This is a genomic window from Candidatus Flexicrinis affinis (genome assembly GCA_016716525.1).
In the GTDB taxonomy this organism is placed as follows: Bacteria; Chloroflexota; Anaerolineae; order Aggregatilineales; family Phototrophicaceae; genus Flexicrinis; species Flexicrinis affinis.
In genome coordinates, this window is the sequence record JADJWE010000002.1 from 352,431 (window position 1) to 377,464 (window position 25,034).

The following is a 25,034-nucleotide window of genomic DNA, read 5'->3' on the forward strand; positions in this document are numbered from 1 at the left end:
TGATGAGAATCGCCTATCTGGTTCTCGGCAAGGACATCGCTGGCGGTGAGACAGTTTGTCTTCAGCAGATGCGAGCCGCACGGGAGCGTGGGCATGATGTCTGCATTCTGGTGCCAGAGCGCGGTACGGTTGCGCAAACCGCTACGGCTTCAGGGTTCGAAGTTTACGAGCTGGGGCTTCAGCGAACATTTCATTTACGCAGCGCACTTAAGCTGTCGCGGTTTCTCAAGAATTGGCGTGCCGACCTCCTTCACACACATACAATGGTTTCTGGAATGATTCTCGCCCGACTTGGGGCGAGGCTAGCGCGAGTTCCGCTGATTTCGCATGTACATGCACCAAACGTCTTTAGCCATAGGTTCATAGTGCGTTCGTTTCAGAGAATGCTCGATAGACTCACGTTGCCGCTATGTGATGCATTCATCGCAGTGTCGGAGGACACCTTTCGACGATTTGTTGCTCAGGGCGGGCCGATTACAACATGTGTTATTCCGAACGGAGTGACACTCCAGAAAGTCCAAGAGGTTTACATTTCGGGCGAGGTCCGCAGGCGGTGGAGTATTGGCTCTAAGGCGCAGGTTATCGGCTGTGTTGGCCGCCTAGAGAAGAACAAAGGGCAACTCGATATAGTCCGAGCATTTGCCCAAGTACAAAGAGCGGTCGAACAAGAGAAGCGCCTGTTTGTGGTCGGTAACGACACTAATCCCGAACAGGAATACGCAACTCAACTGAAACGTGTTGCGAAGGTCGAGGGTGTCTTGCAGGACATAGTTTTCGCGGGCTACCAACCTAACGCGGCCGAACTCATGCACGGCTTCGACATCTTCGTCCTGCCGTCCTATCGCGAAGCCATGCCGATGACGATTCTTGAAGCGATGGCAGCCGGCAAGCCAGTTATCGCGACGTGCGTGAACGGCGTCCCAGAGGTCGTAGCCGATGGGGAGACAGGTATTCTCGTTGAGCCGGGCGATGTAAAGGCGTTAGCTGACGCGCTCCTCAGGTTGCTGCGCGATAGAGATCTTGCTCTGCGTATGGGCGAAGCGGGCCGCCAAAGGGTCCGAGAGCACTTCTCGCTTGAGAAACTGCACGAGAGGCTGTTCGCGATTTACGACGAAGTTGTTGCGAAGCGTCGTGGCTAAGATCGCGATCGATGCGACACCCATATCGCGTACCGGGAAGGGACTTTCCCGATTCCTTGTAGGCCTCTTGGGTGCGGTTGCTGATTACATGCCGCAGCACACATGGATTGTCTTCGTCAACGCGAGAAATGATCATCCGACACTGCCGGATGCATCTCATATCCGGTATGTCAGCGTGCGGCCGCGCAATTCAATCCAGTGGGATGCAATCCAGTGTTCATTGGAGCTCAAGCGTCACAACGTCGACCTACTATTTAGCTGTTCCGACCGCCTGCCGCTACTTCATCGGAAGCCCATGCTGCTGTATTTGTTTGAACATCCGCGTCACCGTCATGAGCTGCAGCGCCCTCGTGCGGCGTGGTATGCACGTGCCAGCATGCGCTTTACCGACCTGCTGTTTCCGCTTTCGGTCAAACGGTCGAAGCGCATTGGGGCAAGCTCGCGTGCAACGCACGATGACCTGTCCAGCAGATTCAGCCTGACATCTGCGCGGATCGATGTCATCTATCCGGGGCGCGAGGAAGAATTCCAGCCCGCTGAAGACCCAATCCAACAGCGTTCTACAAGGGCGCGGCTCAAGTCGCCGGATGGCTATATCCTCCACTTCTCGTCTGTCTCAGACCCCCGTGACAACACCGCAGTTGCGCTGCGGGCGTATCACCAATCCCGTTCAAGGCACCCACATAACCTGAAGCTGGTCGTAGCAGGCAGCGCAGACCCAGCGAAACAGGGGCTATCCGAGGTCATCAGCGTGCTGGGTATCGAGAACGACATCATTTGGGCAGGGTTCATTCCTGAGTCTGAGTTGGCAGACACGTATCGCTATGCAACGATCTATCTCGATACGTCGCTGTACGAGGGGTTCGGTTACCAGGTGATTGAGGCCATGGCGTGTGGAACGCCAGTTGTATGCTCCAATGTGACTTCGCTCCCTGAGGTTGTAGGGGATGCTGCGATTACGACCGCGCCCGATGATGTTGAAGGCTTTTCTGCTGCTATCGCACGTATTCTGTCTGAGCCGGACCTTGCGTGGTCAATGCGCGAGCGGGGGCTAAAACAGGTTGAAATGTTCTCTTGGGCGTCGTTTTGTGCGTCGCTCCAGCAGTCGATAAATCGGGCACTATGCGAGTAGCAGTACTGACTGAGATTATCTCGCCATATCGGATTCCGCTGCTCAATCGACTGGCGGAGTATCCCGATATCGACCTCACTGTGATATTTCTTTCGGAGACGGAAAGACTTCGCGAGTGGCGAGTTGAGAAAGAGAAGATCAGGTTTAAGTACGAGGTGCTGCCCGGTCGCGTAGTGACGAAAACGTATCAGAACGGGTCGTTGTTCCTCAATCCATCCATTGTAACTGCGATCAGCCGCGGCAACTTCGAGACTGTAGTCATTGGTGGTTACCATCACCCTTCATATTGGCTTGCCCTTGCATACTGTAGGCTCCGGAGGAAGACCACAGTATTGTGGAGCGAAAGCACATCACGCGACAAGCGGAGTGGTAGTCGCAGCAGGGAGATGGTGAAGCGAGGGCTAATCTCGGTATTTGATCGATACGTGGTGCCGGGTACTGCTCAGCGGAGCTACCTTGAGGAATACGGAGTGAATCCTTCGTTGGTATGGATCGCGCCGAATGCCGTGGATTCCGCCCACTTCGAACAGCGGAGTGTCGAGTTCGCAGCTGAGAGGAACGAGATCAGGGGCGCTCTTGGGCTTTCCGGTGTTGTCATACTCTTTGTGGGACGCATCATTGACGAGAAGGGTGTTCAGGACCTCTTGAGGGCGTTTCAGAGTCTTGTTGATCAGGGTCAAGTAGCGACACTCTTGATTGTCGGCGGAGGGCGTGATGAGCAGAAGTACCGCGAGTATGCGAAAACCTACAGTCTTCCGGTCGTCTTTGCTGGCTTCCAGCAACAAGAAGACTTGCCGAAGTTCTATGCAGCTGCGGACATATTCGTCCTGCCTACGCATTCAGATCCATGGGGTCTAGTAATTAACGAAGCGATGGCTTGTGGTCTGCCGATCATAGCGTCCAGCGCTGCCGGTGCGGTCCAAGATATGGTTCATGCCGGTGAGAATGGGTATGTTCACGAGCCTCAGGACGTAGTCGAACTCGCGAGGCACCTAAATACGTTGATGTGCTCACCGGAGCAGCGGGAGCGCATGGGCAAGCGATCTAGGGAGATCATTCGGTCGTTCACACCAGAGCTTTCTGCAGCGGGATTTCGTGATGCAATCCTAGAGATGAGACACAAATCTTGACAAATCAGATCCGCTCCGGTGGCACATACCTTAGGTTGCTTGCAGTGCCAATCGCGCTCGTCCTGCCGGTCGCTGCCGTCATTGCTGCCGGTGTTATAGGGTGGGAGTATGTGATTGGCGCAATTGCCCTTCTGTCTTTGGTGACCGCTGGTTTGACTGACACCCGCTGGATCATTCTGTCGATTCTGGCGGTGTTTGCGATCAATCACACGTCACTTATTGGGGGTTCGCCCGCGACACAGATTGCCCGCTGGCTTGTATTGGGATTCGCAGCCGTGGTCGCACTCCTAAGGATTCTATCTGATCGACCTCCAAGGCGATTCCATTCTTTCGATTTACTCGCAATCATGTTCTTGGCCCTTTGCCTCGCCTCGACATCTTACTCGTCCGATCCTTCACTGACCTTTCAACGTGCGGTCTCGCTGGTTCTCCTATACCTCGCCGTGTTTTGGCTGGGCTGGGACTATGCCAATCGAGACGGGAGTGAAGCAGTTGTTAGACTGCTGATTATATCGGCAACCTTGATTTTTGGGGCGAGTGCGCTTTATGCATTTTTCCCTGCCGCTTGGCAGTCAAACGGTCGCTTCATGGGAGTATTGCCGAATCCAAACACAATCAGTCTGCTTGTTGTTACGTATCTGCCGTTGCTCATCTGGGGTACTTTCAAGTATCGATCGTTCTGGACGCTGATGGTCCTCATTGTTGCTGCCACCGCCCTCGTGCTGTCACAGTCGAGGAACGGCCTGATAAGTGCCGCATTCGGAGTGGTATTTCTACTGTGGCAGGTGCGTCCAAAACGACTCGTGGCTATTGTCTCCATCGCATTGCCTATATTGGTGATCGTAGTTGCGACAACGTCGATTGAAGAGATTGTGCTTGGCGCACCTGTTATTGGACGATTTCTGGACAATGCTGGTGGAGATATCTCGAGCGGTCGGTTTCAGAGTTGGGGCTCCGTGTTAGCACAGATCCAAGTCCGACCACTGTTCGGACACGGATTTGGCATTGATTCACTGGGTTTGGTGCAGTGGTCCCCAGGTGTCACCCAGTTCGTCGGCGTGCACAACACGTATCTTCAGATTCTTTACCAAGTCGGTCTAGTGGGAGTAGCATTTGCCTTTGGGCCGCTTCTGGCCCTGCTAGGCTTGAGTCTGACGCGTTCGGGGATCGAGGAACTTCGGTTGGAGCATGTGCTTCTAACGGTTCTTGCATCAGGGCTTGTCGCTGCAATATTCGAGAACTGGATATTTGCTGTGGGCAACGCTTTTGCATTTCCATTCTGGATTTGTGTAATGCTTCTGCTGAGAGTGAAGTGGTACGCAGACGGTGTCAGTTGATATGAGAATCCGTACTTGTCGGGTGCTCATCTTGATCGACCACTACCTGCCCGGAACGCGGTCGGGTGGACCTGTACGCACCATCAGCAATCTCGTGGAAGCTCTTGGTGACGTTATTGAGTTCAAGATCATCACACGTGATCGCGATCTCGGCGACTCGAAGCCATATGATTCAGCAGGGCTTAGTCGCTGGCAACGCCTTGGTAGATCCAGTGTGCTTTATCTACCGCCACGAGATCTTGTGCCGTGGCGAATCGTGAATCATATTCGAGCGACTACCCACGACGTCATACTATTGAACGGCGTTTTTCCGCCCAGTGTGCTCAGCGTATTGTGGGGTCGAAGGTTTTTCTGGTCTACTGTCCCGGTGGTGGTGGCTCCACGCGGACACCTTGAAACGGGTGCTCTCAGCCTCAAGTCACGGAAAAAGAGACTCTTCCTGCTCGCAGCACGGACGCTAGGAATCTACTCGAACGTCTTATGGCTTTGTGCATCGGAGTCAGAGAGGCAAGATGTGATCCGTGAGTTTGGAACCCGAGTGAGACCTCGGATTGTCGTGATTCCCAATTTCGCTTGGAAAGCTCCCGAAGCCAAAATCGTGGGCCGCTCGCAAAAGATCAAGGGCGCGTTGAGAGTGGTCTTCCTGTCGCGAGTATCCCGAAAGAAGAACCTGACACTCGCATTGGATGTATTGAGTTCAGTTGCGGGCAATATTCAGTTCGACTTATACGGGCCGATCGAAGACGAAACCTACTGGTCGGAGTGCCGCGAGATGATCAAGCGTCTCCCAGCCGGAGTAGTCGTGAACCACAGGGGATCGGTCGAACCAGACAAAGTAGGCACTGTATTGGCGCAGTATGACCTATTCATACTGCCAACGCTCGGCGAAAACTTCGGCCATGCGATCCTTGAGGCGCTATCTGCAGGATGCCCGGTTCTGATCAGCGATCGAACCCCGTGGAACGACGTGAACCAGCACGGCGCCGGATGGGCGCTTCCGCTCAACCAACCCGAGAAATTCCGCGAGGTCGTTCAAATGCTGGTCGATGCTGACGACGAAACGATGAGTAAATACCGTCAGAATGCTCTGAATTACGCCGCCGACTACCTCGCAAAGTCTACCGCCGTGGACGACATGCGGAAGTTCCTCCTCGAAGTAGCCGCTTCAGGTCGACAATCGTGAATCGACCCGGTTCGATCAGCCAGGCAGACCCCGAATTCGCGTCAGGAAAACAGGTCTTGCGCGAACCCAATTGCCCAACACGACAGGAATATGACGGTCGATGGCTGTAATTCTCGGAATCAATACGCACCACGCTGGATCATCTGCCGCGCTTGTCATCGACGGCGTGCCAGAAGCTGCTGTAGCGGAGGAGCGCCTCAACCGCGTCAAGTACTACGCTGGGTTTCCTCGCCAGAGTATCCTCAAGGTCATGGAAATGGCGGGTGTGCAGTTCCGTGATCTCGATTACGTAGCGCTCGGACGCGATGCCAGCGCGAACCTGAACAAGAAACTCGAATACGTGATCCGGAATCCGAGCAAACTGCTCAACCTCGTGCGAATTCGCGGCGCTCGCACCGCCCTTGGGGATTTGAAGAGTCTGATCGCAGCAGAGTGCGCCGTGCCTTTGAGTGAGCTCCGATTTGAGCAGATCAACGTCGAACACCACCTCGCTCACATCGCGAGCGCCTACTTCATCTCTCCTTGGGACTACGCCGCGGGCTTCAGCATGGATGGCTCTGGAGATTTCGTGACCTGCATGTTGGCCGAATGCCGCGGACACGACATTCACGTCAAACAGCGCGTCTATGTCCCGCACTCGCTCGGTTCGCTGTATTCGATGGTCTGTCAGTTCATTGGCTATGGCAAGTACGGTGACGAGGGGAAGGTCATGGGCCTCGCGCCGTACGGACAACCGGCCTACCTGGACACGTTCAGAGATATGGTGTCAGCGAACGGCAAAGGGTTCGAACTTAACCCTAAGTACTTCATGCCTTTCGGTTCAAATCAAGGTGTGGAGATGACCGAGAGCGGTGAGATGGAGGTCCTGCGACATTATGCGGACCACATGGTCGAGTTGTTCGGTCAGCCGCGCGCGCCGTACTCCGAGATCACCCAACGTGATATGGATCTGGCGCACAGCCTACAAGCAGTGTTTGAAGATGTGTATATGCACATGCTCAACGCGCTCCACCAGATGGTGCCGTCGGATCGAGTCGTCATGGCGGGTGGCGCGGCTCTCAACAGCGTCGCTAATGGCAAGCTGTTTGAACATACGCCGTTCAAGGAGACGTGTATTCAACCTGCGGCGGGAGACGAAGGGCTCGCGCTTGGTGCGGCCCTTTACGTGAGCCAGTCCGTCCTTCGCGAGCAGAGCCGGTTCGTGATGACCAACTCGTATCTGGGACCGGAGTTCTCACGCACAGAAATGAAGGCCGCCCTCGACCGTGCCGGCGTGGAGTACCGAGAACTCACGCGAGACGACTTGCTTTCAGCAACCGCTGCCGAAATCGAGCAGGGAAACGTCGTCGGATGGTTTCAAGGGCGAATGGAATGGGGACCAAGGGCTCTTGGCAACCGGTCTATCTTGGCGCATCCCGGCCGCGGGGACATGAAAGACATCCTGAACGCCCGGATCAAGCGGCGTGAGTGGTTTCGGCCGTTTGCGCCGGTTGTGTTGGCTGAGCGTCAGAATGACATCTTCGAACACACGCATCCGTCGCCATTTATGCTACACGTGTATAAGATCAAGCCGGAATGGCGTGAGCGACTGGCTGCTGTGCGTCATATAGACGATACGGGGCGTCTCCAGACGGTCTCCCGGGACGAGAATCCGCTGTACTACGACCTAGTAAAGATGTTTGGCGAACGAACCGGCATACCGGTACTGATCAACACGAGCTTCAACGAGAACGAGCCGATCATATGCACGCCTGATGAGGCCGTCGACTGCTATTTGCGGACTCGCATGGACGTGCTTGTACTCGGTGACTTTTTCTGTGTGAAGCCACATGTCCACGTGTAATGCACTCGCGTGACTGCGTGACTGCGGCCTCCGGCGTACCCCGGCTGATCGTCATCAGCCAAGTTGTCTCTGACAACTTTGTTGATTGGCTGAGATCGTACGCACGTGTCGAGGGGCCGGTCGAACTCTGGACTGGGTCAACATGTTATCCCGGTGGAGCACCGATACGTGTACGGCCCATGCCGCGTTACGATCGATCATCGAAGGGCGCGCGGCTGGCGAAATGGCTTCACTTCACGATAGTGGCAGGGTGGCAACTGCTTAGGGCACCGCGCAGAGTATCGGTCTTGGCGATTACCAATCCCCCCCTGATGCCACTTATGCTGGTGGTTTTCCACGCTGTTTTGGGCCGCAGGTACGGTGTCATCGAGTACGACATCTATCCGCAGATAATGGCGGCGATGGGGTTGGTACGCGGAAATGGGTTCGTGTATCGCATTTGGTGGCGTTGGCACGCGTGGGCGTTGATGCGCGCTAATATTGTGATCGCCATCGCGGACGAGATGGCAGACGAACTGCGCTCCATGGTGAGGACAGGGTCTGTGAATCTTGTCACTGTGCCGACATGGACCGATACGGACCGTATCCGACCAATACCCCGAACCGAGAATCCGTTCGTCAGGTCGCTCGGCCTCGAAACCGACCTGTGCATCATCTATTCGGGTAATCTGGGTGAGACACATGCGATCGAAACGATTGTGGAGATTGCGGGTAGACTCATCGCCCGTACACATATCCGATTTGTTGTCATTGGCGATGGTTCAAAGCGGCCAATTGTTGAGGACGCGATCGAATCAGGGCGGGCACCCAACATCACGCTGTTACCGCCACAGGAATCGGCTGTATTCCCTCTAGCGCTGGCCAGTGCCGACATCGCGTTCGTGACTCTCGCGGACGGCTATGAGCGACTGTCGCTGCCGAGCAAGACGTACGACATGATGGCGGCAGGCTGCGCGATCATTGGAATCAGTCCGTCATCAAGCGGACTGGCCCAGCTTCTCGAAACTCATGCCGTCGGCCGCAACTTCGAGCCAAGCCAAGTTACTGACATCGTGGCGTGGATCGAAGAGATTGCGGGGAACCGGTCCACGCTGGAGGTTCATCGGCGCGCTGCCCGTAATGCCGCGGAGGCACACTTTGGCGCTACAGTCTGCCAGCCTGCGATGACACGGGCCATCAGTAGAATCTGGCCCATACTTAGGCCTAGGGACAAGAAGCGAAACGGGTTGGCGGGGCAGAGGTGAAATCGAAAGCGGTACGGACTCGAGTTCATCTTCTGAAACGACTGCTCGATCTGGTCCTTTCCTCAATAGGATTAGTCGTGCTGTCGCCTCTCGTTGCGATTCTTTCGCTAATGATCGCAATCCGTCTCGGCCGGCCGATCCTCTTCACCCAACAGCGCCCCGGACTGCACGGAAAGTCGTTCAAGATCTACAAGTTTCGCACCATGACCGATACGCGCGATGCAGACGGGAATCTCCTGCCCGATGGCGAACGCCTCACGCGGTTCGGGCGCTACCTACGATCCACGAGCCTCGACGAGTTGCCGGAGCTGCTTAATGTCCTCAAGGGCGACATGAGTCTGGTCGGACCGCGTCCGCTGCTGATGCATTATCTGGACCTGTACACGCCAGAGCAGGCGCGGCGTCATGAGGTCAAGCCGGGAATCACGGGCTGGGCGCAGATCAACGGACGCAATGCGATCAGTTGGGAAGACAAGTTCAAGCTGGACGTTTGGTACGTCGACAATTGGTCGCTGTGGCTGGACATCCGTATCCTCGCGCTGACGGTGTGGAAGGTGATTCGCCGCGAAGGGATCAGTGGCCAAGGAGAGGCGACGGTCAAGTACTTCCAGGGACAAGGACAAGTGGAACGGAAAGACGAACAATGGTTGAGTTGAAGGTCATCTATGCCGGCGATCGCGATATCAGCGTATGGGTGCTGGAATACCTAATCTCAGCCGGTACTCGGCCAGTTGCGCTACTGATACCCAGTGAAGATCGCGCCAGCCACACGCGTGACTTACGTTCACTGTGTTCCCATCTGCCTCCTAACGCGATCATGGAAGGAAAACGATTCCGCGAGCAAGCCAGTGTGGAGTATCTAGAGGCACTGGCGCCCGATCTGATCATTTCGGTTCATTTCCCATACGTAGTGCCAATAGAGGTATTGTCGATACCACGTATCGGCGCGCTTAACCTGCATCCAGCCTTTCTACCCTACAACCGAGGATGGCATACGCCGTCTTGGGCGCTTCTGGAGGAGACGCCAATCGGTGCGACACTCCATTTCATGGACACGGGGGTCGACACAGGGGATATTGTCCACCAACGCGAATATCAGCCTTCGCCTGCCGACACCGCGCATACACTGTATAAGAAGCTACGAAAGCTGGAACTGGATGTCTTCGTTGAGGTCTGGCCCTCCATCGCTGACGGCAGGTTTCAACGGCGGAAACAGGTCGGAGCAGGTACCGTACATCGCCGAAGTGAACTCTTCGATCCCGCGGTTCAGGAACTCGCGCTTGACGAGTCGTACCCTGTCCGGTCGCTCCTGCGGCGCCTGCGCGCACTGACGACCAATGACATCAAGGAATCCGCGTATTTCCGCGAAGATGGAAAGACCTATCGGGTCCAAGTGAGCATTGCCGAGGAGTGATCGTCGGGTTCAGCTTGAGTACCTCAAGATGATCTACTACTGGATTGCCTACGGCGTCTGGTCGGGTTGAGTCGCGTGACTGACCGAATCTACCTCTCTCCACCCCACATGTCGGGCGCTGAGCTGGAGCTCGTCACGCAGGCATTCGCCGACAATTGGATCGCGCCGGCGGGGCCGCACTTGGCCGAGTTTGAACGCCAGTTCTGTGCCCTCACTGGCGCGAAGCACGCCATAGCCCTGTCGTCCGGGACCGCGGCGATTCATCTGGCGCTGCTCGTCCTTGGCGTCCAGCCGGGCGATGAAGTGCTAGTCTCCACGCTGACGTTTTCCGGCAGCGTCAACCCGATCCTGTATGTCGGAGCCAAGCCGGTCTTCATAGACAGCGAAGAGCATTCGTGGAATATGGATCCGAACCTGCTCGCCGAGGCGATCCGCGCGCGTGCCGCACGAGGGAAGCTCCCCGCAGCGGTGATGCCGGTCCATCTCTACGGGCAATCGGCGGACATCGGGCCAATCCTTGACGTGGCCGAACGATATGAAACTCCGGTCATCGAGGATGCCGCTGAAGCGCTAGGTGCAAGCTATCGAGGGCGTCATCCGGGGACGTTCGGACGTCTCGGTGCATTCTCCTTCAACGGGAACAAGATCATCACGACATCGGGCGGCGGTATGCTAGTGTCGAACGACAAGGCGCTAATCGATCACGCGCGAAAACTGTCGACACAGGCACGTGAACCCGTTCCGCATTACGAACACACCGAGATCGGTTACAACTATCGCCTGAGCAATGTGCTAGCGGCGATCGGATGCGGTCAGCTGACCGTGCTTGAAGACCGCGTGCGACGCAAGCGCGAGATCTACGAATTCTACCGGGAGCGGTTGAGTGACCTGCCGGGATTGACCTTTGTCGATGAAATGCCCTACGGCCGCCACACGCGATGGCTGACCGTCATGCTGGTTGATCCGGCACAATTCGGGGCTAACCGCGAACAAATCCGGCTCCACCTCGAGAGCCACAACATCGAGTCGCGGCCACTGTGGAAGCCAATGCACCTTCAGCCTGTATTCCGGGATTACGAGGTCGTAGGAGGTTCCGTTGCCGAGTCGTTGTTCGAACGCGGTCTGTGCCTGCCTTCCGGCACGGCGTTGACCAACGAACAGCTCGATCGGATCGTGTCGGCGATACGTGAGATGAGGAATTAGCAGGGCGCCATCGTCCTAAGCCGCGCAACCGCTTCAGGTGTGATCATGCCTCGGTGTGAGTAAACTTCATCCGCCGAACTACCCACAACCCCACCCCTACCCCAACGCAATGCGCGGCGAAGTCGAGCACTGTGGCGCCGCGTGAGGGAATCCACAGTTGGGCGAGCTCCAATGCCGCGCCGAGCGCCACCACCAGCACGCACGTCAGCACGAGCGCACGCTGAACGCCCAGAAAGGGTCGCAGCGCGCCGAATACCAACACCGTCTCGACGAACGCCATAAACAGATGCCCGAGCGCATCGGTCAGCTCACTCGCTCCGAACGCGGTAGACAGATCATCCGCCAGCGACGCTTGTCCGGGTGAAAGCATCAGGAAAACGAACAACGCGGTCCATGCCACCGCTGCGGCGATTCGAATAGGGACGGGTATACGATCGATCATGAGCCCGATTGTACGCCACAACGGCATGCACCACCCCCCGCATCACATCCCCTGAGCCACCGCCTGCAATACTGCCGGTCACGTGATCGACGCCTTCGAATCCCCAACTGACATAATCCCATACACCATACCAACGTCCGCGCCTTGCCCGAGACGGATGGGCATTGCTTGCGGCCCTCACATTTGTTACAATCAATATTATGGTGCGGCGCGAATTGTCATCGACTAAGCCGCGACAAGTCACTCTACTGAGTCGCGGTGCGCTCATGATCTCCATCCTCACCGGTAACCACCCCGTAGTTGCTACCAGTCAAAAGTGGAGTCTGGCGTGGCCGATGCGGCGTACTGAGCAGGGGGTAGCCCACCGAGTGCGTCGTGCGGCCGGTCGTGATTGTAGCGGGCGATCCATTCGTCGGTCAGTTGGCGCACCTCCTTGAGCGAGCGAAACAGATGCATATCCAGCACTTCCTCGCGATAGGTCCGGTTGAAGCGCTCGATAAACGCGTTCTGGGCGGGCTTGCCGGGCTCGATGTAATCGATCTCCACGCCGTGCCGCTGAGCCCAGTCCGTCAGCAGACCGGAGAGGAACTCGGGGCCGTTGTCGACCCGGATCCGCAGCGGGTAGCCGTGCCACGCCGCCAGCCGATCCAGCACCCGCATCAGTCGCAGCGTGGGCAGCGAGGTGTCGATTTCGATGGCCAGCACCGCCCGGTTGAAGTCGTCGATGATGTTGAGGGTGCGAAAGCGCTGGCCGCTGACCAGCGTGTCGTGCATGAAGTCCAGCGACCAGCAGGCGTTGGCCCGAAGCGGAACCGTCAGCCGCTGCGGAGACCGCTTGGGCAGCCGCTTGCGCCGTCGCACACGCAGGTTGAGTTTCATCGCACAGTACACCCGATACACCCGTTTGTGATTGATCCGATGGCCGTGGTTGCGCAACCATCCATACACCTTGCCGAACCCCCAGCGCGGATGGCGGTTGACCACCTGCCGCATGAGCTGCGTCAAGGCCGCGTCGTCGCGCGCCTTGCGTCGGTAACGATGGGTCGAACGGTGCAGTCCCACGATCCGGCACGCCCGCCGCTGGCTGAGCGTGTGCTCCGCCTGCGCTTCGTCGGCCAGCTCGCGTCGCCGTTCGACCGTTACAGCTTTTTTTCGACGATCTCCTTCAGAATCTGATGATCCAGGCTCAGCTCCGCGTACATCCGCTTCAGCCGCCGGTTCTCCTCTTCCAGCTCGCGCAGCCGCTTGATGTCGGCGGCGCTCATCCCGCCGTACTTGGCCTTCCAGTTGTAGAAGGTCGAGTCGCTGATGCCGTGCTCGCGACACACCTCGGCCGTCGTCTGCCCGGCTTCCGCCTGTTTGAGGATCTTGAGAATCTGGGTCTCGCTGAACCGCGATTTCTTCATGGGAAAGCTCCTGTTTGGTCTCAGTCTACCGGAACTCTCCACTTTTCACTGGTCGTCTTTTCGGGCTCTTGCTCACTTTGTGTGCTCATGGGGCGTAGAGGATCCTCAAGCGCAAGAGGTCCAGTTTGGCGCGACCGTACATCTGTCGTTTGAGCATCTTGAGCCGGTGGATCTGGCCTTCCGTCTGACCGTTGCTCCACGGCAGTTCGAGGGCAGCTCGGACCGCAGCGAGGTCCTGTGAGATGGAGGCGGCAAAGTGCCGTAGTGCCGCTACCGGGCTGTTAGAGCAGGTGTCAACCCACGCATTCAATCCATCCGGTTGCATCTGGCGGACCATGGTCATGAAGTGCTGAGCCAACGGGTACAAACCCGCCAATCCGGCATCCTGCTGAAGACGGGTCAGAACGGCGGAGTCCTCGGGGGACAGCTGGGTAGGATCGGCGGTCAGGACACGCACACACGTCGGCAAGGTCGGGAGGCGAACCTCCGTCACTGCATCGGACGACACCTGTGGATTGTGGGGGCGGTGGCGCTGGTTGTGCACCCATTTGGCGACTTGACCGGACGCGCCGGGATAGCCGCGGTCGCGAAGCTCGCGCCACAGCTGCTGCGCGTTGGTACAGCCCGCGGCCACGCGCTGTTTCAGATAGCCGATAAACGGGTCCAACATGCTTGGGACGTAGGCGCTGCGGCGTTCCGGAACCGTCTTGGCATGATACAGGCGATGCACCTTACCGCGACTCATCCCCAGTACGCGGGCAATCCGCCGTTCGCTGTGCCCGTGCTGGCGGAGCTGCTGGACCTGAATGTACTCACGCATCCGCCGTGCCCGAACCGCCGCGCTCGTACGCAGATCGGACGCCGCCCGTGGGAACTTCTCACGAGGTGCGTTCGCATAGGCGGAGGACTGGACTTTCAGGGTCATGCGCGGCAGGCGCTCGAGCAGTACGCGCTGCACCATCTCCGACAGGTTCTTCAGCAGGTGCCAGCGATCTGCAACCTGGATCGCCCACGGTGCACCCTCGGCGACCGCCTGCGCGTACTGTTGGGAGCGGTCGCGCGCGACGACTTGAACCTGAGGGCAAGTTCGCAACCAGTCGACCACCGTTTCCGCGTCGCGGTCTTCCAGTAGGTCCACTACGCGGTGGCGCTCGAGATCTACCACAATGGTGCCGTAACGCTGCCCCTTCCGCTTGGCCCAGTCGTCGATGCCGATAATGGTCGGCGACGGCGATGGCGCAATGGGATGTTGGCGCACGATGCGCAGAAGCGTCGCGCGACTGACCGCCAGGTGCAGTTGGCGCGTCAGGCGCGCACCAGCCTGTCCGCCTGCAACCTGTCCGATGTGCCACAACACCGTACTAAGCCTGGCCGTGCGGCGCGCATGTCGGGCCACCACGCCCGGGATCTCTTCCACAAACGTGACTTGTGGACACTCCGGATTGCGACAGCGAAAGCGTTTGGTTCGTACGCTCAATATCACGCCGTGTTCGCCTATGGGCAGATCCTTCACGAACCGCTGACGATAGCTGTGAATGCTCGTTGACGTCACGCCGCAGACCGGGCAGCAACACGCATGTGTCATTGTCTGCACTTCGACCTGGCACATTCCATCCTGCTGCGTGATATGCTCAACTCGACACTGGGGTGCCTGGAGGTAGGGGAATTCGACCATCGTGTTTTCGCATCACGATAGCCCACTTCCTTCTCCCTGCACACAAAGTGAGCAAGAGCCTCTTTTCGGGGATGGTTACCCACCCAACGCGTCCGCATCCCTGAAGGTGTCCTGTTTAAGGATATCGCCGGTGAAGCCGTTCTCCTGAATCTGAATACCGAGACGTACTTTGGCCTCGACGAGGTCGGTACCCGAATGTGGCAGGTCGCGACGACCTCCGAGACCCTTCAGCACGCCTACGACACGCTGCTCGAAGAATACGACGTCCAGTCGGACGTACTACGTGCCGATCTGATGCGCTTGATCGATGAGCTGGTGAGCGATGGCCTGCTGGAACTCGTCTTGCCGTAACGGCTGTCACTTCCGAGCGCGTCCCGCCAGCGAGCGCCGCCAACTGCTACAGGCACTGCTGCTGCTCTCATTGGTAGGCGTGCTGCGTCGGGTACTGCGATTCAGCCGGCTGTGCACTCTGCTCAGCCGATGGGCCGCCGCCCCCAATAACGCCCCGCTCTCCGCGGTCGACCAAATGCACCACATCGCGCAAGCCGTGCAAACGGCATCCGCTTGCGCTTGGCCGCGCCCGAACTGTCTCGATCGCTCGCTGACGCTGTGGTTCATGCTTAACCGTCGTCGCATCACCAGCGAACTGGTCTTTGGTGTCTGTTACGCCGACGGTGCGTTGGACGCACATGCGTGGGTCACGGTTCAGGGTTCGGTGCTTAACGACTCGCCGGATGTCGCCGAGCGCTATGCTGTGATTCACCCTCAGGCAATGCCTTGAACGGAATCCTCCGATGAGCGCAACTGCCGCGCTGTTTCGGCGTGACGGTGCGCCGGTCGATCAGGCCGAATTGCAGCGCATGGTGGATGCGATGCGGCGGCGCGGGCCGGACGGTCAGCGGGTGTGGTCCGACGGATGCGTCGGACTTGGCCATGGCGCGCTGTTCTCGACCCACGAGGCCGAGCGAGAGAATCAACCGTGTTCACTGGACGGCAAGGTGTGGATTGCCGCCGACGCGCGGATCGACGGTTGGGACGACCTGCGCCGCGCGCTCGAGGCGAAGGGGCGGCAGGTTCCGCGCGACGTCACTGATGCCGACCTGATCCTTCACGCCTACGCGGTATGGGGCGAGGCGTGCGTCGAGCACTTGATCGGCGAGTTCGCGTTCGTCATCTGGGACGGTTCGCGCCAGCAGATGGTGTGCGTCCGCGATCATATGGGTAACCGGTCGCTGTACGTCCACATGACCGACTCGCTGTTCGCGGTCGCTTCGGACGTCGGCGCGCTTCTCACCGTGACCGGAATCCCGAACCGCATCAACGAGGGCCGGATCGCCGACTACCTTGTCGAGTACCTTGAAGGCATCGACTTCACAACTACGTTCTTCGACGGGATCGAACGCCTGCCGCCTGCCACCTGCCGGGTCGTGACGCGCGATCGCTGTCGTGATCGCAAGTACTGGGCGCAGAACCCAAAGCGCGTGATACGGTTCAACAGGGACGCCGAGTACGTCGAAGCGTTTCTCGACGTGTTCACCAAAGCGGTGAGCGACCGGCTGCGCGCCCCCGAGCGGGTCGGCTCGATGCTCAGCGGCGGAATCGACTCGTCTTCGATCGTAGGCGTCGCGCGACGTCTGCTGCAGAAGCGCGGACTGCCGCCGCTGCCGACGTTTTCCGCGATCTCCGAGGACGAGACCGATGTCGAGACGCAGGTCATCCGTGCGGCGCTGACGATAGATCACCTCGAACCGCACCTGCTTAAGCCCAGCGGACTCGCAGAGCTGTACCCCGAGATGGAACCGCTGTACACCGAGACGCACGACCTGTTCGACACGCAAATGCCGATTCCGCAGGCGATGTATGTGATGGCGCGCCGGCGTGGACTGAAAGTGGTCTTGGATGGCGTCGCTGGCGATCTGGTCACCACGCTGGGCGGCAACCACATCCGGTTCCTGCTGCGATCCGGACGGATTTGGGACGCGATCATCGAGGCGCAAGGACATGGCCGGTTGTACCATCGCTTCCCGGAGTCGCCGTGGAAGATCCTATTCACGAGCGCGAAGGCGACCGTCGCGCCGGAATGGTATGGGCGGTGGCGGATGCGGACGAGCCGCACGCTCCGTGCCGAGGCCGCGCGTAAAGAAGCCTTCATCCGTCCCGAGTTCGCGGACCGGATAAACGTCGTTGAGCGCATGCGTCGCTATGACGAACACCACGTGTTTTCTCGAACCCAGCGCGAAGATCACGTCCGAAGGCTCACGCAGCCCTATCTAACGGCCGCGCTCGAACGCTACGACCGCGTGGCCGCATTCTATGGAATCGAGGCGCGGCATCCGTATCATGACGTTCGATTGATGGAGTTTTGTGTAGCTCTAGACTGGTCACTCAAGGATCGTCGCGGATGGTCGAAGGCGCTGATCCGCCGGGCGATGGAACCGTATCTGCCAGATGATGTGCGGTGGGCAACGCCGCGGCAGAACTTGTCGTCAGAGTTTTGGCGTTCGCGGAATCAAGCGGTGGCTGCCGATGAGTCATCAGTAATGACGCGCGATCATCAATTAGCGTTGGCTCGATACATGGACGTGGACCGTGTTCGCACCGTCTGCGCACGCGGCTGGCATGTCGAATCAGATTCCGATCGGTGGAAGTTGTTCGCGCTTTTGAGTTGGCCGTGCTTTTTACAAAACAGACCCGGCCCAAATATCGCCGATGTCACAGTCCTTGATGAGATCACTACCGGATGACATAATCATGATACGATTGGTAAGTTATATTCGTTCGAACTCCGATGCGGAGGAACATTGATGTCCGACGCGGACAAGCGGTTGCGGCCAAAGCCCACGATGCCCAGAATTCAGAAAGCATACGCTTCGCCTAAGCTTCACAGATACGGATCGATCCGTCGATTGACGCGCTCAGGCAGCATGAATGGAAGCGAAAACACTCCCAGCGGAATGATTGGCCCAGCCTTCATGGCCTGAACGTACCCTTATTCGGACCAGTAGCACTTATTCGACCAACCGTTAACTCAAGTAATTGCCTGGGTTGACTCGAAGTGATTAGAAACGGCGTGGGTATTGGTGGGAGTACACGCAATAAGCAAAGGTTGATCGACGACTCGGTCTGGGCGTCGTTTCACAAGCTGCTAGATTGCTATATGATCCGATTCCCCGAATTGGCGGACTTCGTCATCCACGACAGCGGCGAGATCCAGTGCTCGCCGCAGCCAAACGCCCCCGAACACACCGTCGAACATCTGTTATACGATCACGTGATGCCGCGTGTGTTGTCTCACGAAGGGCGCACGGTGCTGCATGCGGCGGCGGTGGACATCAGCGGGCACGCCATAGCCTTTCTCGGTGACACAGGTTGGGGCAAGTCCACGCTGACAGCCAGCTTCTGGCGTGCGGGACACGCGCTCGTCAGCGACGATTGCGTGGTCGTTTCGAACAGCGAGCCGATCACCGCAGCCGGCATCTATCCCGGCATGCGCCTGTGGCCGGACTCCGTGGAGGCACTCGGCACATCCGAGGACGAATCGACACCGATGGCGCACTACAGCAGCAAGCGGCGCATCGCTGTAAACGCCGAGCAAGACGATGTACGGACCAATCCCATTCCACTGCTGAACGCTTATTTGCTCGCGCCGCCGGACGAGCCCGAGACCGCGATTTCGATCACAGAGATTCCACCTCACGAGCGCGTGATTCATCTGCTTGAGCACTCGTTCCGCCTCGACCCAACCGATCGTGAGCGTAATGCCGCCGAATTTGAACGACTTACAGCGCTGGCCGAGCGGCTCCCCATGTACCGCCTGCAATATCCCCGACGCTACGACGCGCTGCCGGATGTTCGCGCGGCGATACTGGCGCACGTGGCATCGATCGAGTAGACCACGTCTACACGAGCATCTGAATTCGTGCTACCGCCCACGCCGATGGTAGTATGTGAGCGGGATACGTGCCGCGGGTCGCGCAAAGTATGGGATCTGTCCTGCGCATTGCCTGTTGCGACGGACGATTAGGGGTCACATGATTCGGGTCTACTACGTCGTTGATCGCCTATGGAACCTCATGATGAACGGTCTGACGGCGGTGTATCAAGGGGTTTGGCTGGGCCTTCTGTCCGGCACGCATCTTCGCGAGATCACCGCACGGCATTACGCAAAGGCCGACTCGTATCGATCCGACGATCACAATCTGCAGGGGTTCTTTGATTGGGAGGTCGGTGTCTTTCATCGCTTCTTCAGGGACTGTCAGACCATCATGTTGGGCGCGGCCGGCGGGGGACGCGAAATCGTCGCCCTCGCCAGGCTGGGCAAGACCGTGTCGGCGTTTGAATGCCAACCAGCGCTCGTCGAAAGCGCGCGCCATCTGCTCAAGGCTCGCGCCATCGACGCCGAATTGGTGTTAGCCAAACCCGATCACGTGCCCGCGTCGTTCGGCAGCTTCGATGGGCTGATCCTCGGCTGGGGCGGTTACGCTCATATTGCTGGACGCGGCGCACGAATCGATTTCCTCAAGCAGTTTCGTACGCACGTCGACACGGGCGGCCCGATCCTCATCTCGTTCTTTGTGAACAGCGCAGTCTCAAGAAAGATGCGCTGGACATTTCGGATCGCGAGAGTCATTCGCCGGATCCGCCTGAGCCGCGAGCCGGTCGAGCTGCGCGATGCCCTGTGCAACCGCTACGAGCACTACTTTACTGAGGACGAGGTCAGGGCGGAGCTGGAAGCGGCCGGCTTCGAGCTGGTCTACTACGCGGCCGAGCCCTTCGGCCACGCCGTCGGCCGCGCGGTCTGACGCGCCTCGCCGCCTTCCCCATGTCCCGCCAAGCCACGCCCGACCGAAGCTCGCTGCAACTGATCGCCGACGTACTCGTCGGCCGTCGCGTGGCATCGGATGTCGACGCAAACGCGTGGCCGCAGATTCCCCAACGGGCGGAGCATCACGGCCTCGCGCCGATGCTCTATGCGGCGCTGCGTCTGCAGGACCTGCCGGGCGAGGCACAGCCCGCACTTCAGTCGCTCGCTGTGTCAGTTCGCCAACATGCCGTGCACTGGATGCTGCTCGAACGGGCGCAGGTCGAAATCGCGCAGGCTCTCGACCACGCCGGCATCCCGGCGATCTGGCTGAAAGGCGGAGCGCTCGCGCACACCCTCTACCCCGATCCGGCGCTGCGCCCGATGGTCGATCTCGACGTGCTGGTGCCATTCGATCAGCGCGAGGACGCGCTGCGCGTCGTGCAGTCCACCGGCTACGACTTCTACGAGATGGACGAGTCGCTGCTGGGTCGCTCGGACAATGTGCTTCGGCAGAAACTCTCGCATCACTACCACCTGCGCGACGGTCCTGGCGGTCACGTCATCCTCGAGCTGCACTTTCGTCTGCTATCCTATGACGATTCGTCGCTCTCGCTGGACGATCACGCGTGGTTCTGGTCGCAACGGACCCCGGTGCGTCTTTCCGACGGCACCATGCTCGACACGCTTTCGCCCGACGCCCATCTGCTCTATCTCTGCGCACATGCGTTAATCCAGCATGGCCGGGATGACTTCCGCCTCTTGCGCTATCTCGACATTCACCTATTGATCCAGTTCTCCTACATCAACTGGACAGTGGTGACCGAGCGGGCGATCCAGCTGGGCTGGACACCGGCGGTGGAGGAAACGCTGCGGATGTGCAGGGACTACTTCGCGACGGAGTTGCCCGAGGATGTTCTGCACAGGTTGGCGCAGTCCCGATCCGCGCTGGGCGTCGAGCGGGTCGAGCGCATGGCGGGCGCCGGCAACCGCTGGGAGCGCGTGCGGACTAACCTGCGTGCGCTGTCGGTTCGCGAAGCGATTGTGTATGCCGCGCAGATCGTTATCCCGCGGCCACCGTACATGCGCAGCCGGTACCGCGTTCCTGAAGGCAGACCCGTCTGGCCATACTATCTGCGCCGCTGGGCCGATCAGGGAAGCGAGGTCGCAGCCTCGACGTGGAAGTGGCTAACCGGGCGGTATCGGTAGCGCGCGACTCCACGCGGTCGTCTGCAAGACAACGATGAGGACGCGACACGATCGGGACGACGCATGGCTCGGCGAGGCAATGATTCACTATTACAGCAACGGGTGCCGGTTTCAAATGGACGCCCGCACCTCCCCTACTCCGCCGATGCAGTCATCAAACCGCCGACAGGCGCGAACGCACACAGGTGCATTCCGTGGGCGGGGACGCTCCCGCCCACATGCCACATCGCACCGCAAGGCGCGATGTGGGTGCGCCACGTAGAGGCGCACGTCAGCCCCCACCGGCGCCTGAGGTGGCAAGCTTTTAGCTTGCGGGTTAGCCTAAGGTGGTCCGGGAGCCCAGTGACCGGTAGGAGCACGGGTCGAAGCGACGTGTTGCACAACCACCCGCTGGCACCTTAGGCTAACCGACCCCCAGCCTACACGAGCGTTGGCACCCTGCAGGTCAAGCGGCGCCATGGCTGCCGCAAAACCGGCACTTGTGATTGGTAGCAACAATGGGGTTGACACCGCCATGCTTCCGTGTGATCCGTGCCGTTTGCGCGCGTTTACAGCAGCATACTGACCTAAGGGCGGACCTTTCGTCCGGTACTACCCTGACGACTGTCTTTTTCACGCACAATCTGCCATACGCGCGCCGTTGATAATTTGTACTCGCACGAAATCTGTTTGAGCGTCCAGCCCGCGGCATAGAGTTCGCGCATGCGCGCGTTGCGCTCGGTTTTCGGCGCGTTAAGCGCATTGTCGGGCCGTGTTGGTTCTGAAGCCGTATAGAGCCAGCGCAGGATGAATCCTGAGGCGGATCCGAGCGATGGGATACCGCCCGAAAACGCGCCCGTTGGGGTCATAAATCGCTTCATCACTGTCAGGTGTGGTGAAGCGGTTTTTCGTTCCCTCAAGCTCCCCGTGGCCGTTTGATCCGTCCTCAGGATCGTCAGGCCCGTCGTCATCGTCAAACAGCTCTGCTCGCAGACACAGGTATTGGTCCGCCCAGGGATGCAGTCGGAAATCCACGATTCTTCCATCATCCAGGTCAACGACGAGGTACTCAAACAGACTTGCAGCGAGCCGAGATCTTTCGTCGCTATCCGCGTCGGCCCACAGATCGATCAATCGGCTGAACGCCGCCATCACGTGTTCCAGCTCGAGCGCCTTCTTCTGGTGATCCGTTGTCCGCGCTTCCCAGAACGCGATCTGCCGCTCGCGATCTCCGCGATCCCGATAGAACTCCTCAGCCGTGATGACCGCGTTCTTATACAGGTCCAGCAGATTCGCCAATTGTTGCTTGAGTACGGCAATGGCGGCACGCCGCTCGGCTTCGAAGCCCTCGCGTTCTACGTCGGCCTGACTCGTCCGCAGCGCCAGTTCCAGCATGAGCTGATGGGCTTCCGGCTTCAACGTCATGAGCTGCACGAGCCGCAGGAAGTCGCCTTCGATCTGGTCTGCGCGCACCGATCGCCGGGTACACCCGCACCGTACGCCTTCCGCGTGCCGGTAGCGCGGACGATCCATGTTCGTCCCACTCAGGCGCGATCTGCGCCGCAGATTGCCTTCCTCGCGCGCGATCGCTTCGCATCTGGCGCAGTACAGCAACCGGAGCAGTCCGTACGGATACACCCGATCGACCGATCCGGTCGGACGTGTCGTCACACTGCGCTGCTCCTGCACCCGTGCCACACGGCGAAGGAGGTCGAGGCTGAACACGGCGCGCCCGGTATCGTACAGGACCGCGGCGTTGTCTTCCGTCTCGTGTGCCACTCGCTCCTTGGCCCGACCATCCGTCACGATGCCTGCGTACTCACGCCAGTTGGCTACGACGCGGCGCACGTCGTCACTGCTGAACAGTCGCGGAATCCCCCACCGATCCCGGAACGCCCATCCTTCGCGGGTGAGCGATTTGGCGATGCGGCTGTAACCACCCTTGTTCTCGGCGTATAGCTCGAGGACCCGTCGGGCTGCGTCGTGGTAGCTCCGCCATACGGCCCCCTCAACAGGGGATTCGCCGCCGCTCTCTCCACCTTGCCATCCGCCCGCGGGCAGTTTCCACGCGCCGGCCCCCGACGGAATGAGATAACCATGCGCGTTTCGCACCGTTCCGAACGGCGGCATTCCGACCGTGATCTGCCTGCTCTTGCGGTGCCGGATGCTGTCGCTGGCTCGCCGTGATCCGTCTAGCGCGTACATCTCATCGATGAACGCCTGCATGAAAAGACTCATCCGTCCGTCCGGCGTCTTGATGTCCATCATGCGGTCGGACACCGCGACGTACAGTTTCACGTCGCTGCTGGAGAGTTCGTCGAACAGCTTCAACGCACGCCACGTATTGCGCATGGCTCGCGAGGTATCGTTGACCGCCAAGACGGCGACGTCCGGGTCATTGACGCGCGCCTTCAGAAGCAGCCACTGCGGGCGGTTGCTCTCCTTCGTCCCGGACTTGTGCTTCTCGGCGTCGGCGTACCACTCGGGTATCCAGCCGTACTTGTCACAAGCCGCTTGTAGGTTGGCGCGTTGCCGTTCGGGGCTCTTGAGGTCGGACTCGTTCTTCGTCTGGGAGAGGCGGATGTAACAGAGGGCGACGCGGCGTTCGATGTGCGAAGGGGGATTCCGTTTCATGACAGTCTCCGTAGATAGCAAATGGCACGCCCCCTGCCGACCTGCTAGAGTCTGTCGGTAGGTCGTGCGCTAGGACACATAGTGCAGGACCAGAACGCCGGGGTGTTGACCGCACTTCGGCGTTCGCTTTGGATGCACTCACAGTAATCCGATCGCGAATCCGTGTCAAGTTTTCGCGGCGTGCCGATCGCGGTTGAGTTGACGCACGAGCAGCTCGCTCACGACCTGCAGGAAGTGCGCCAATCCATCGACAACCGATTGTTCAGAATAGCCGGCTTCACCTGACAATTCGGACATCTGCTCACCGATATGTTGGGCGAATCGCTGGAAAACTTCGGCAGTGGGGACGAAATACACGGTCTGAACCGATGCGAGATTCGTCTCGTGCGCTGCGCCGTTGTCTTTGTGCTGGTCTGTGCTCGTGCGAACCAAGCTGTCCCTCATTGATATCTGGACAACTCAGTTTGTCATATCGCGGTCCGCCAACCTGTCGATTTTTCGACTTTCTGCAGAGTAGTTTTTCAGTTCCGGGTGCGATTCTTCCGCCGCGTGTAGATGACGCTTTGATCGTATCCCCGTTTACTATGGCGGTACGGCAGCTCTGACTGGCTCGGCACTGCTGGCATAGCTAGACATTGGCCTGAACGGCGAGCCCTTCTGGCTTGTACGACCACGTTCGGCAAGACCCGACAGAAGTTAGGTGCCGACTTGCGTGTCACACGCCGATTCGCGCCACACGAACTTCGAACGCACGCAGGTGCGTCATGTGGGCGGGGACGCTCCCGCCCACATGCCCCATCGCACCGCAAGGCGCGATGGGGGTGCGCCACGTAGAGGCGCACGTCAGCCCCCACCGGCGCCTGAGGTGGCAAGCTTTTAGCTTGCGAACGGTCCCGCCGCTACGCCAACTCCATAGACGGCAATCTCGGCAGCCTCCAATGCACCCGTCTGCGACGGCTGCATTGCGGCGGGAGCGTGGCATCGCGCCAGCGATGCGGCGCTGCTGTCAAGCGGCGCCATGGCTGCCGCGCCACCCATGGCTTACAGGTCTACCAACAGACACCGTTGGCCGTCGCCTGAGCGTCGCTGGTGCGGACGATAAACGTCGTCACCATGTCGTCGCAGTTCGGCACAACAACGCCCCATCCCCGGCACTCCGCGCCATCCTCAATGGCGAAATAGTCTGTAACCGGATACTCTAAGGAGTAGACTTGGTGGGCGGTAGGACCGCGCTTCGCAAGGGTTACGGACACGGTGACATCC

At 59.0% G+C, this 25,034-nt stretch carries 21 protein-coding genes and 1 pseudogene; 16 read left to right on the plus strand and 6 right to left on the minus strand.

The genetic code is table 11. The features are described 5' to 3' along the window. Positions 1-2 precede the first annotated feature (2 nt). From IPM16_10670 to IPM16_10715, 10 genes are all read left to right on the plus strand, one after another. Positions 3-1,139 (plus strand): glycosyltransferase, encoded by a 1,137-nt coding sequence (locus IPM16_10670; protein MBK9123565.1) that lies wholly within the window; start codon positions 3-5, stop codon positions 1,137-1,139. Next, positions 1,132-2,271 carry a glycosyltransferase family 4 protein gene (locus tag IPM16_10675; protein MBK9123566.1) on the plus strand — a complete coding sequence of 380 codons (1,140 nt, stop codon included), beginning with the start codon at positions 1,132-1,134 and terminating at the stop codon, positions 2,269-2,271. The genes IPM16_10670 and IPM16_10675 overlap by 8 nt, the downstream gene beginning before the upstream one ends. Beyond that, positions 2,262-3,401 carry a glycosyltransferase family 4 protein gene (locus tag IPM16_10680; protein MBK9123567.1) on the plus strand — a complete coding sequence of 380 codons (1,140 nt, stop codon included), beginning with the start codon at positions 2,262-2,264 and terminating at the stop codon, positions 3,399-3,401. The genes IPM16_10675 and IPM16_10680 overlap by 10 nt, the downstream gene beginning before the upstream one ends. Further along, entirely contained in the window at positions 3,398-4,738 is a 1,341-nt protein-coding gene (locus IPM16_10685) for an O-antigen ligase family protein (GenBank protein ID MBK9123568.1), read from the plus strand. The genes IPM16_10680 and IPM16_10685 overlap by 4 nt, the downstream gene beginning before the upstream one ends. A gap of 31 nt (positions 4,739-4,769) precedes the next feature. Further along, on the plus strand, positions 4,770-5,921 hold the full coding sequence (locus tag IPM16_10690; protein MBK9123569.1) for a glycosyltransferase family 4 protein: 1,152 nt from the start codon (positions 4,770-4,772) through the stop codon (positions 5,919-5,921). Between the two features lie 100 nt (positions 5,922-6,021). Further along, positions 6,022-7,764 carry a carbamoyltransferase gene (locus IPM16_10695; protein MBK9123570.1) on the plus strand — a complete coding sequence of 581 codons (1,743 nt, stop codon included), beginning with the start codon at positions 6,022-6,024 and terminating at the stop codon, positions 7,762-7,764. A gap of 320 nt (positions 7,765-8,084) precedes the next feature. Beyond that, entirely contained in the window at positions 8,085-9,008 is a 924-nt protein-coding gene (locus tag IPM16_10700; GenBank protein MBK9123571.1) for a glycosyltransferase, read from the plus strand. A gap of 32 nt (positions 9,009-9,040) precedes the next feature. Beyond that, the gene (locus IPM16_10705) at positions 9,041-9,664 is read left to right on the plus strand and encodes a sugar transferase (GenBank protein ID MBK9123572.1); all 624 of its coding nucleotides are present in this window, start codon (positions 9,041-9,043) and stop codon (positions 9,662-9,664) included. Further along, complete coding sequence (locus IPM16_10710; protein ID MBK9123573.1) at positions 9,652-10,422, plus strand: hypothetical protein; 771 nt, start codon at positions 9,652-9,654, stop codon at positions 10,420-10,422. Before IPM16_10705 ends, IPM16_10710 begins: the two co-directional genes overlap by 13 nt. 75 nt (positions 10,423-10,497) lie before the next feature. Further along, positions 10,498-11,625, plus strand: coding sequence for an aminotransferase class I/II-fold pyridoxal phosphate-dependent enzyme (locus IPM16_10715; protein MBK9123574.1), 1,128 nt, complete (start codon positions 10,498-10,500; stop codon positions 11,623-11,625). A gap of 43 nt (positions 11,626-11,668) precedes the next feature. Here the strand turns inward: IPM16_10715 and vanZ are convergent, their stop codons facing one another. From vanZ to IPM16_10730, 3 genes and pseudogenes are all read right to left on the minus strand, one after another. Next, a complete protein-coding gene (vanZ, locus tag IPM16_10720) occupies positions 11,669-12,067 on the minus strand; it encodes a VanZ family protein (GenBank protein MBK9123575.1) in 399 nt (132 codons plus the stop codon). 303 nt (positions 12,068-12,370) lie between these two features. Next, positions 12,371-13,473 (minus strand): annotated as a pseudogene (locus IPM16_10725) (IS3 family transposase). Between the two features lie 85 nt (positions 13,474-13,558). Further along, positions 13,559-15,148 carry an ISL3 family transposase gene (locus tag IPM16_10730; protein MBK9123576.1) on the minus strand — a complete coding sequence of 530 codons (1,590 nt, stop codon included), beginning with the start codon at positions 15,146-15,148 and terminating at the stop codon, positions 13,559-13,561. A 96-nt stretch (positions 15,149-15,244) separates the two neighbouring features. Here IPM16_10730 and IPM16_10735 point away from each other — a divergent pair, with 96 nt between their 5' ends. The 6 genes from IPM16_10735 (at position 15,245) to IPM16_10760 (ending at position 21,158) form a co-directional block, all read left to right on the plus strand. Continuing rightward, complete coding sequence (locus tag IPM16_10735) at positions 15,245-15,499, plus strand: PqqD family protein (GenBank protein MBK9123577.1); 255 nt, start codon at positions 15,245-15,247, stop codon at positions 15,497-15,499. Then, entirely contained in the window at positions 15,471-15,929 is a 459-nt protein-coding gene (locus IPM16_10740; GenBank protein MBK9123578.1) for a lasso peptide biosynthesis B2 protein, read from the plus strand. Before IPM16_10735 ends, IPM16_10740 begins: the two co-directional genes overlap by 29 nt. A gap of 13 nt (positions 15,930-15,942) precedes the next feature. Continuing rightward, positions 15,943-17,892 (plus strand): hypothetical protein, encoded by a 1,950-nt coding sequence (locus IPM16_10745; protein ID MBK9123579.1) that lies wholly within the window; start codon positions 15,943-15,945, stop codon positions 17,890-17,892. A 413-nt stretch (positions 17,893-18,305) separates the two neighbouring features. Continuing rightward, complete coding sequence (locus IPM16_10750; protein ID MBK9123580.1) at positions 18,306-19,040, plus strand: hypothetical protein; 735 nt, start codon at positions 18,306-18,308, stop codon at positions 19,038-19,040. Between the two features lie 181 nt (positions 19,041-19,221). Beyond that, a complete protein-coding gene (locus IPM16_10755) occupies positions 19,222-19,950 on the plus strand; it encodes a class I SAM-dependent methyltransferase (protein MBK9123581.1) in 729 nt (242 codons plus the stop codon). 20 nt (positions 19,951-19,970) lie between these two features. Next, on the plus strand, positions 19,971-21,158 hold the full coding sequence (locus IPM16_10760) for a nucleotidyltransferase family protein (protein ID MBK9123582.1): 1,188 nt from the start codon (positions 19,971-19,973) through the stop codon (positions 21,156-21,158). A gap of 732 nt (positions 21,159-21,890) precedes the next feature. On the opposite strand, the gene IPM16_10765 is transcribed toward IPM16_10760, so the two are convergent. The 3 genes from IPM16_10765 to IPM16_10775 form a co-directional block, all read right to left on the minus strand. After that, complete coding sequence (locus tag IPM16_10765; protein ID MBK9123583.1) at positions 21,891-23,771, minus strand: recombinase family protein; 1,881 nt, start codon at positions 23,769-23,771, stop codon at positions 21,891-21,893. A gap of 165 nt (positions 23,772-23,936) precedes the next feature. After that, a complete protein-coding gene (locus IPM16_10770) occupies positions 23,937-24,203 on the minus strand; it encodes a hypothetical protein (protein MBK9123584.1) in 267 nt (88 codons plus the stop codon). Between the two features lie 617 nt (positions 24,204-24,820). Next, a complete protein-coding gene (locus tag IPM16_10775; GenBank protein MBK9123585.1) occupies positions 24,821-25,024 on the minus strand; it encodes a hypothetical protein in 204 nt (67 codons plus the stop codon). Between the last annotated feature and the right edge of the window lie 10 nt (positions 25,025-25,034).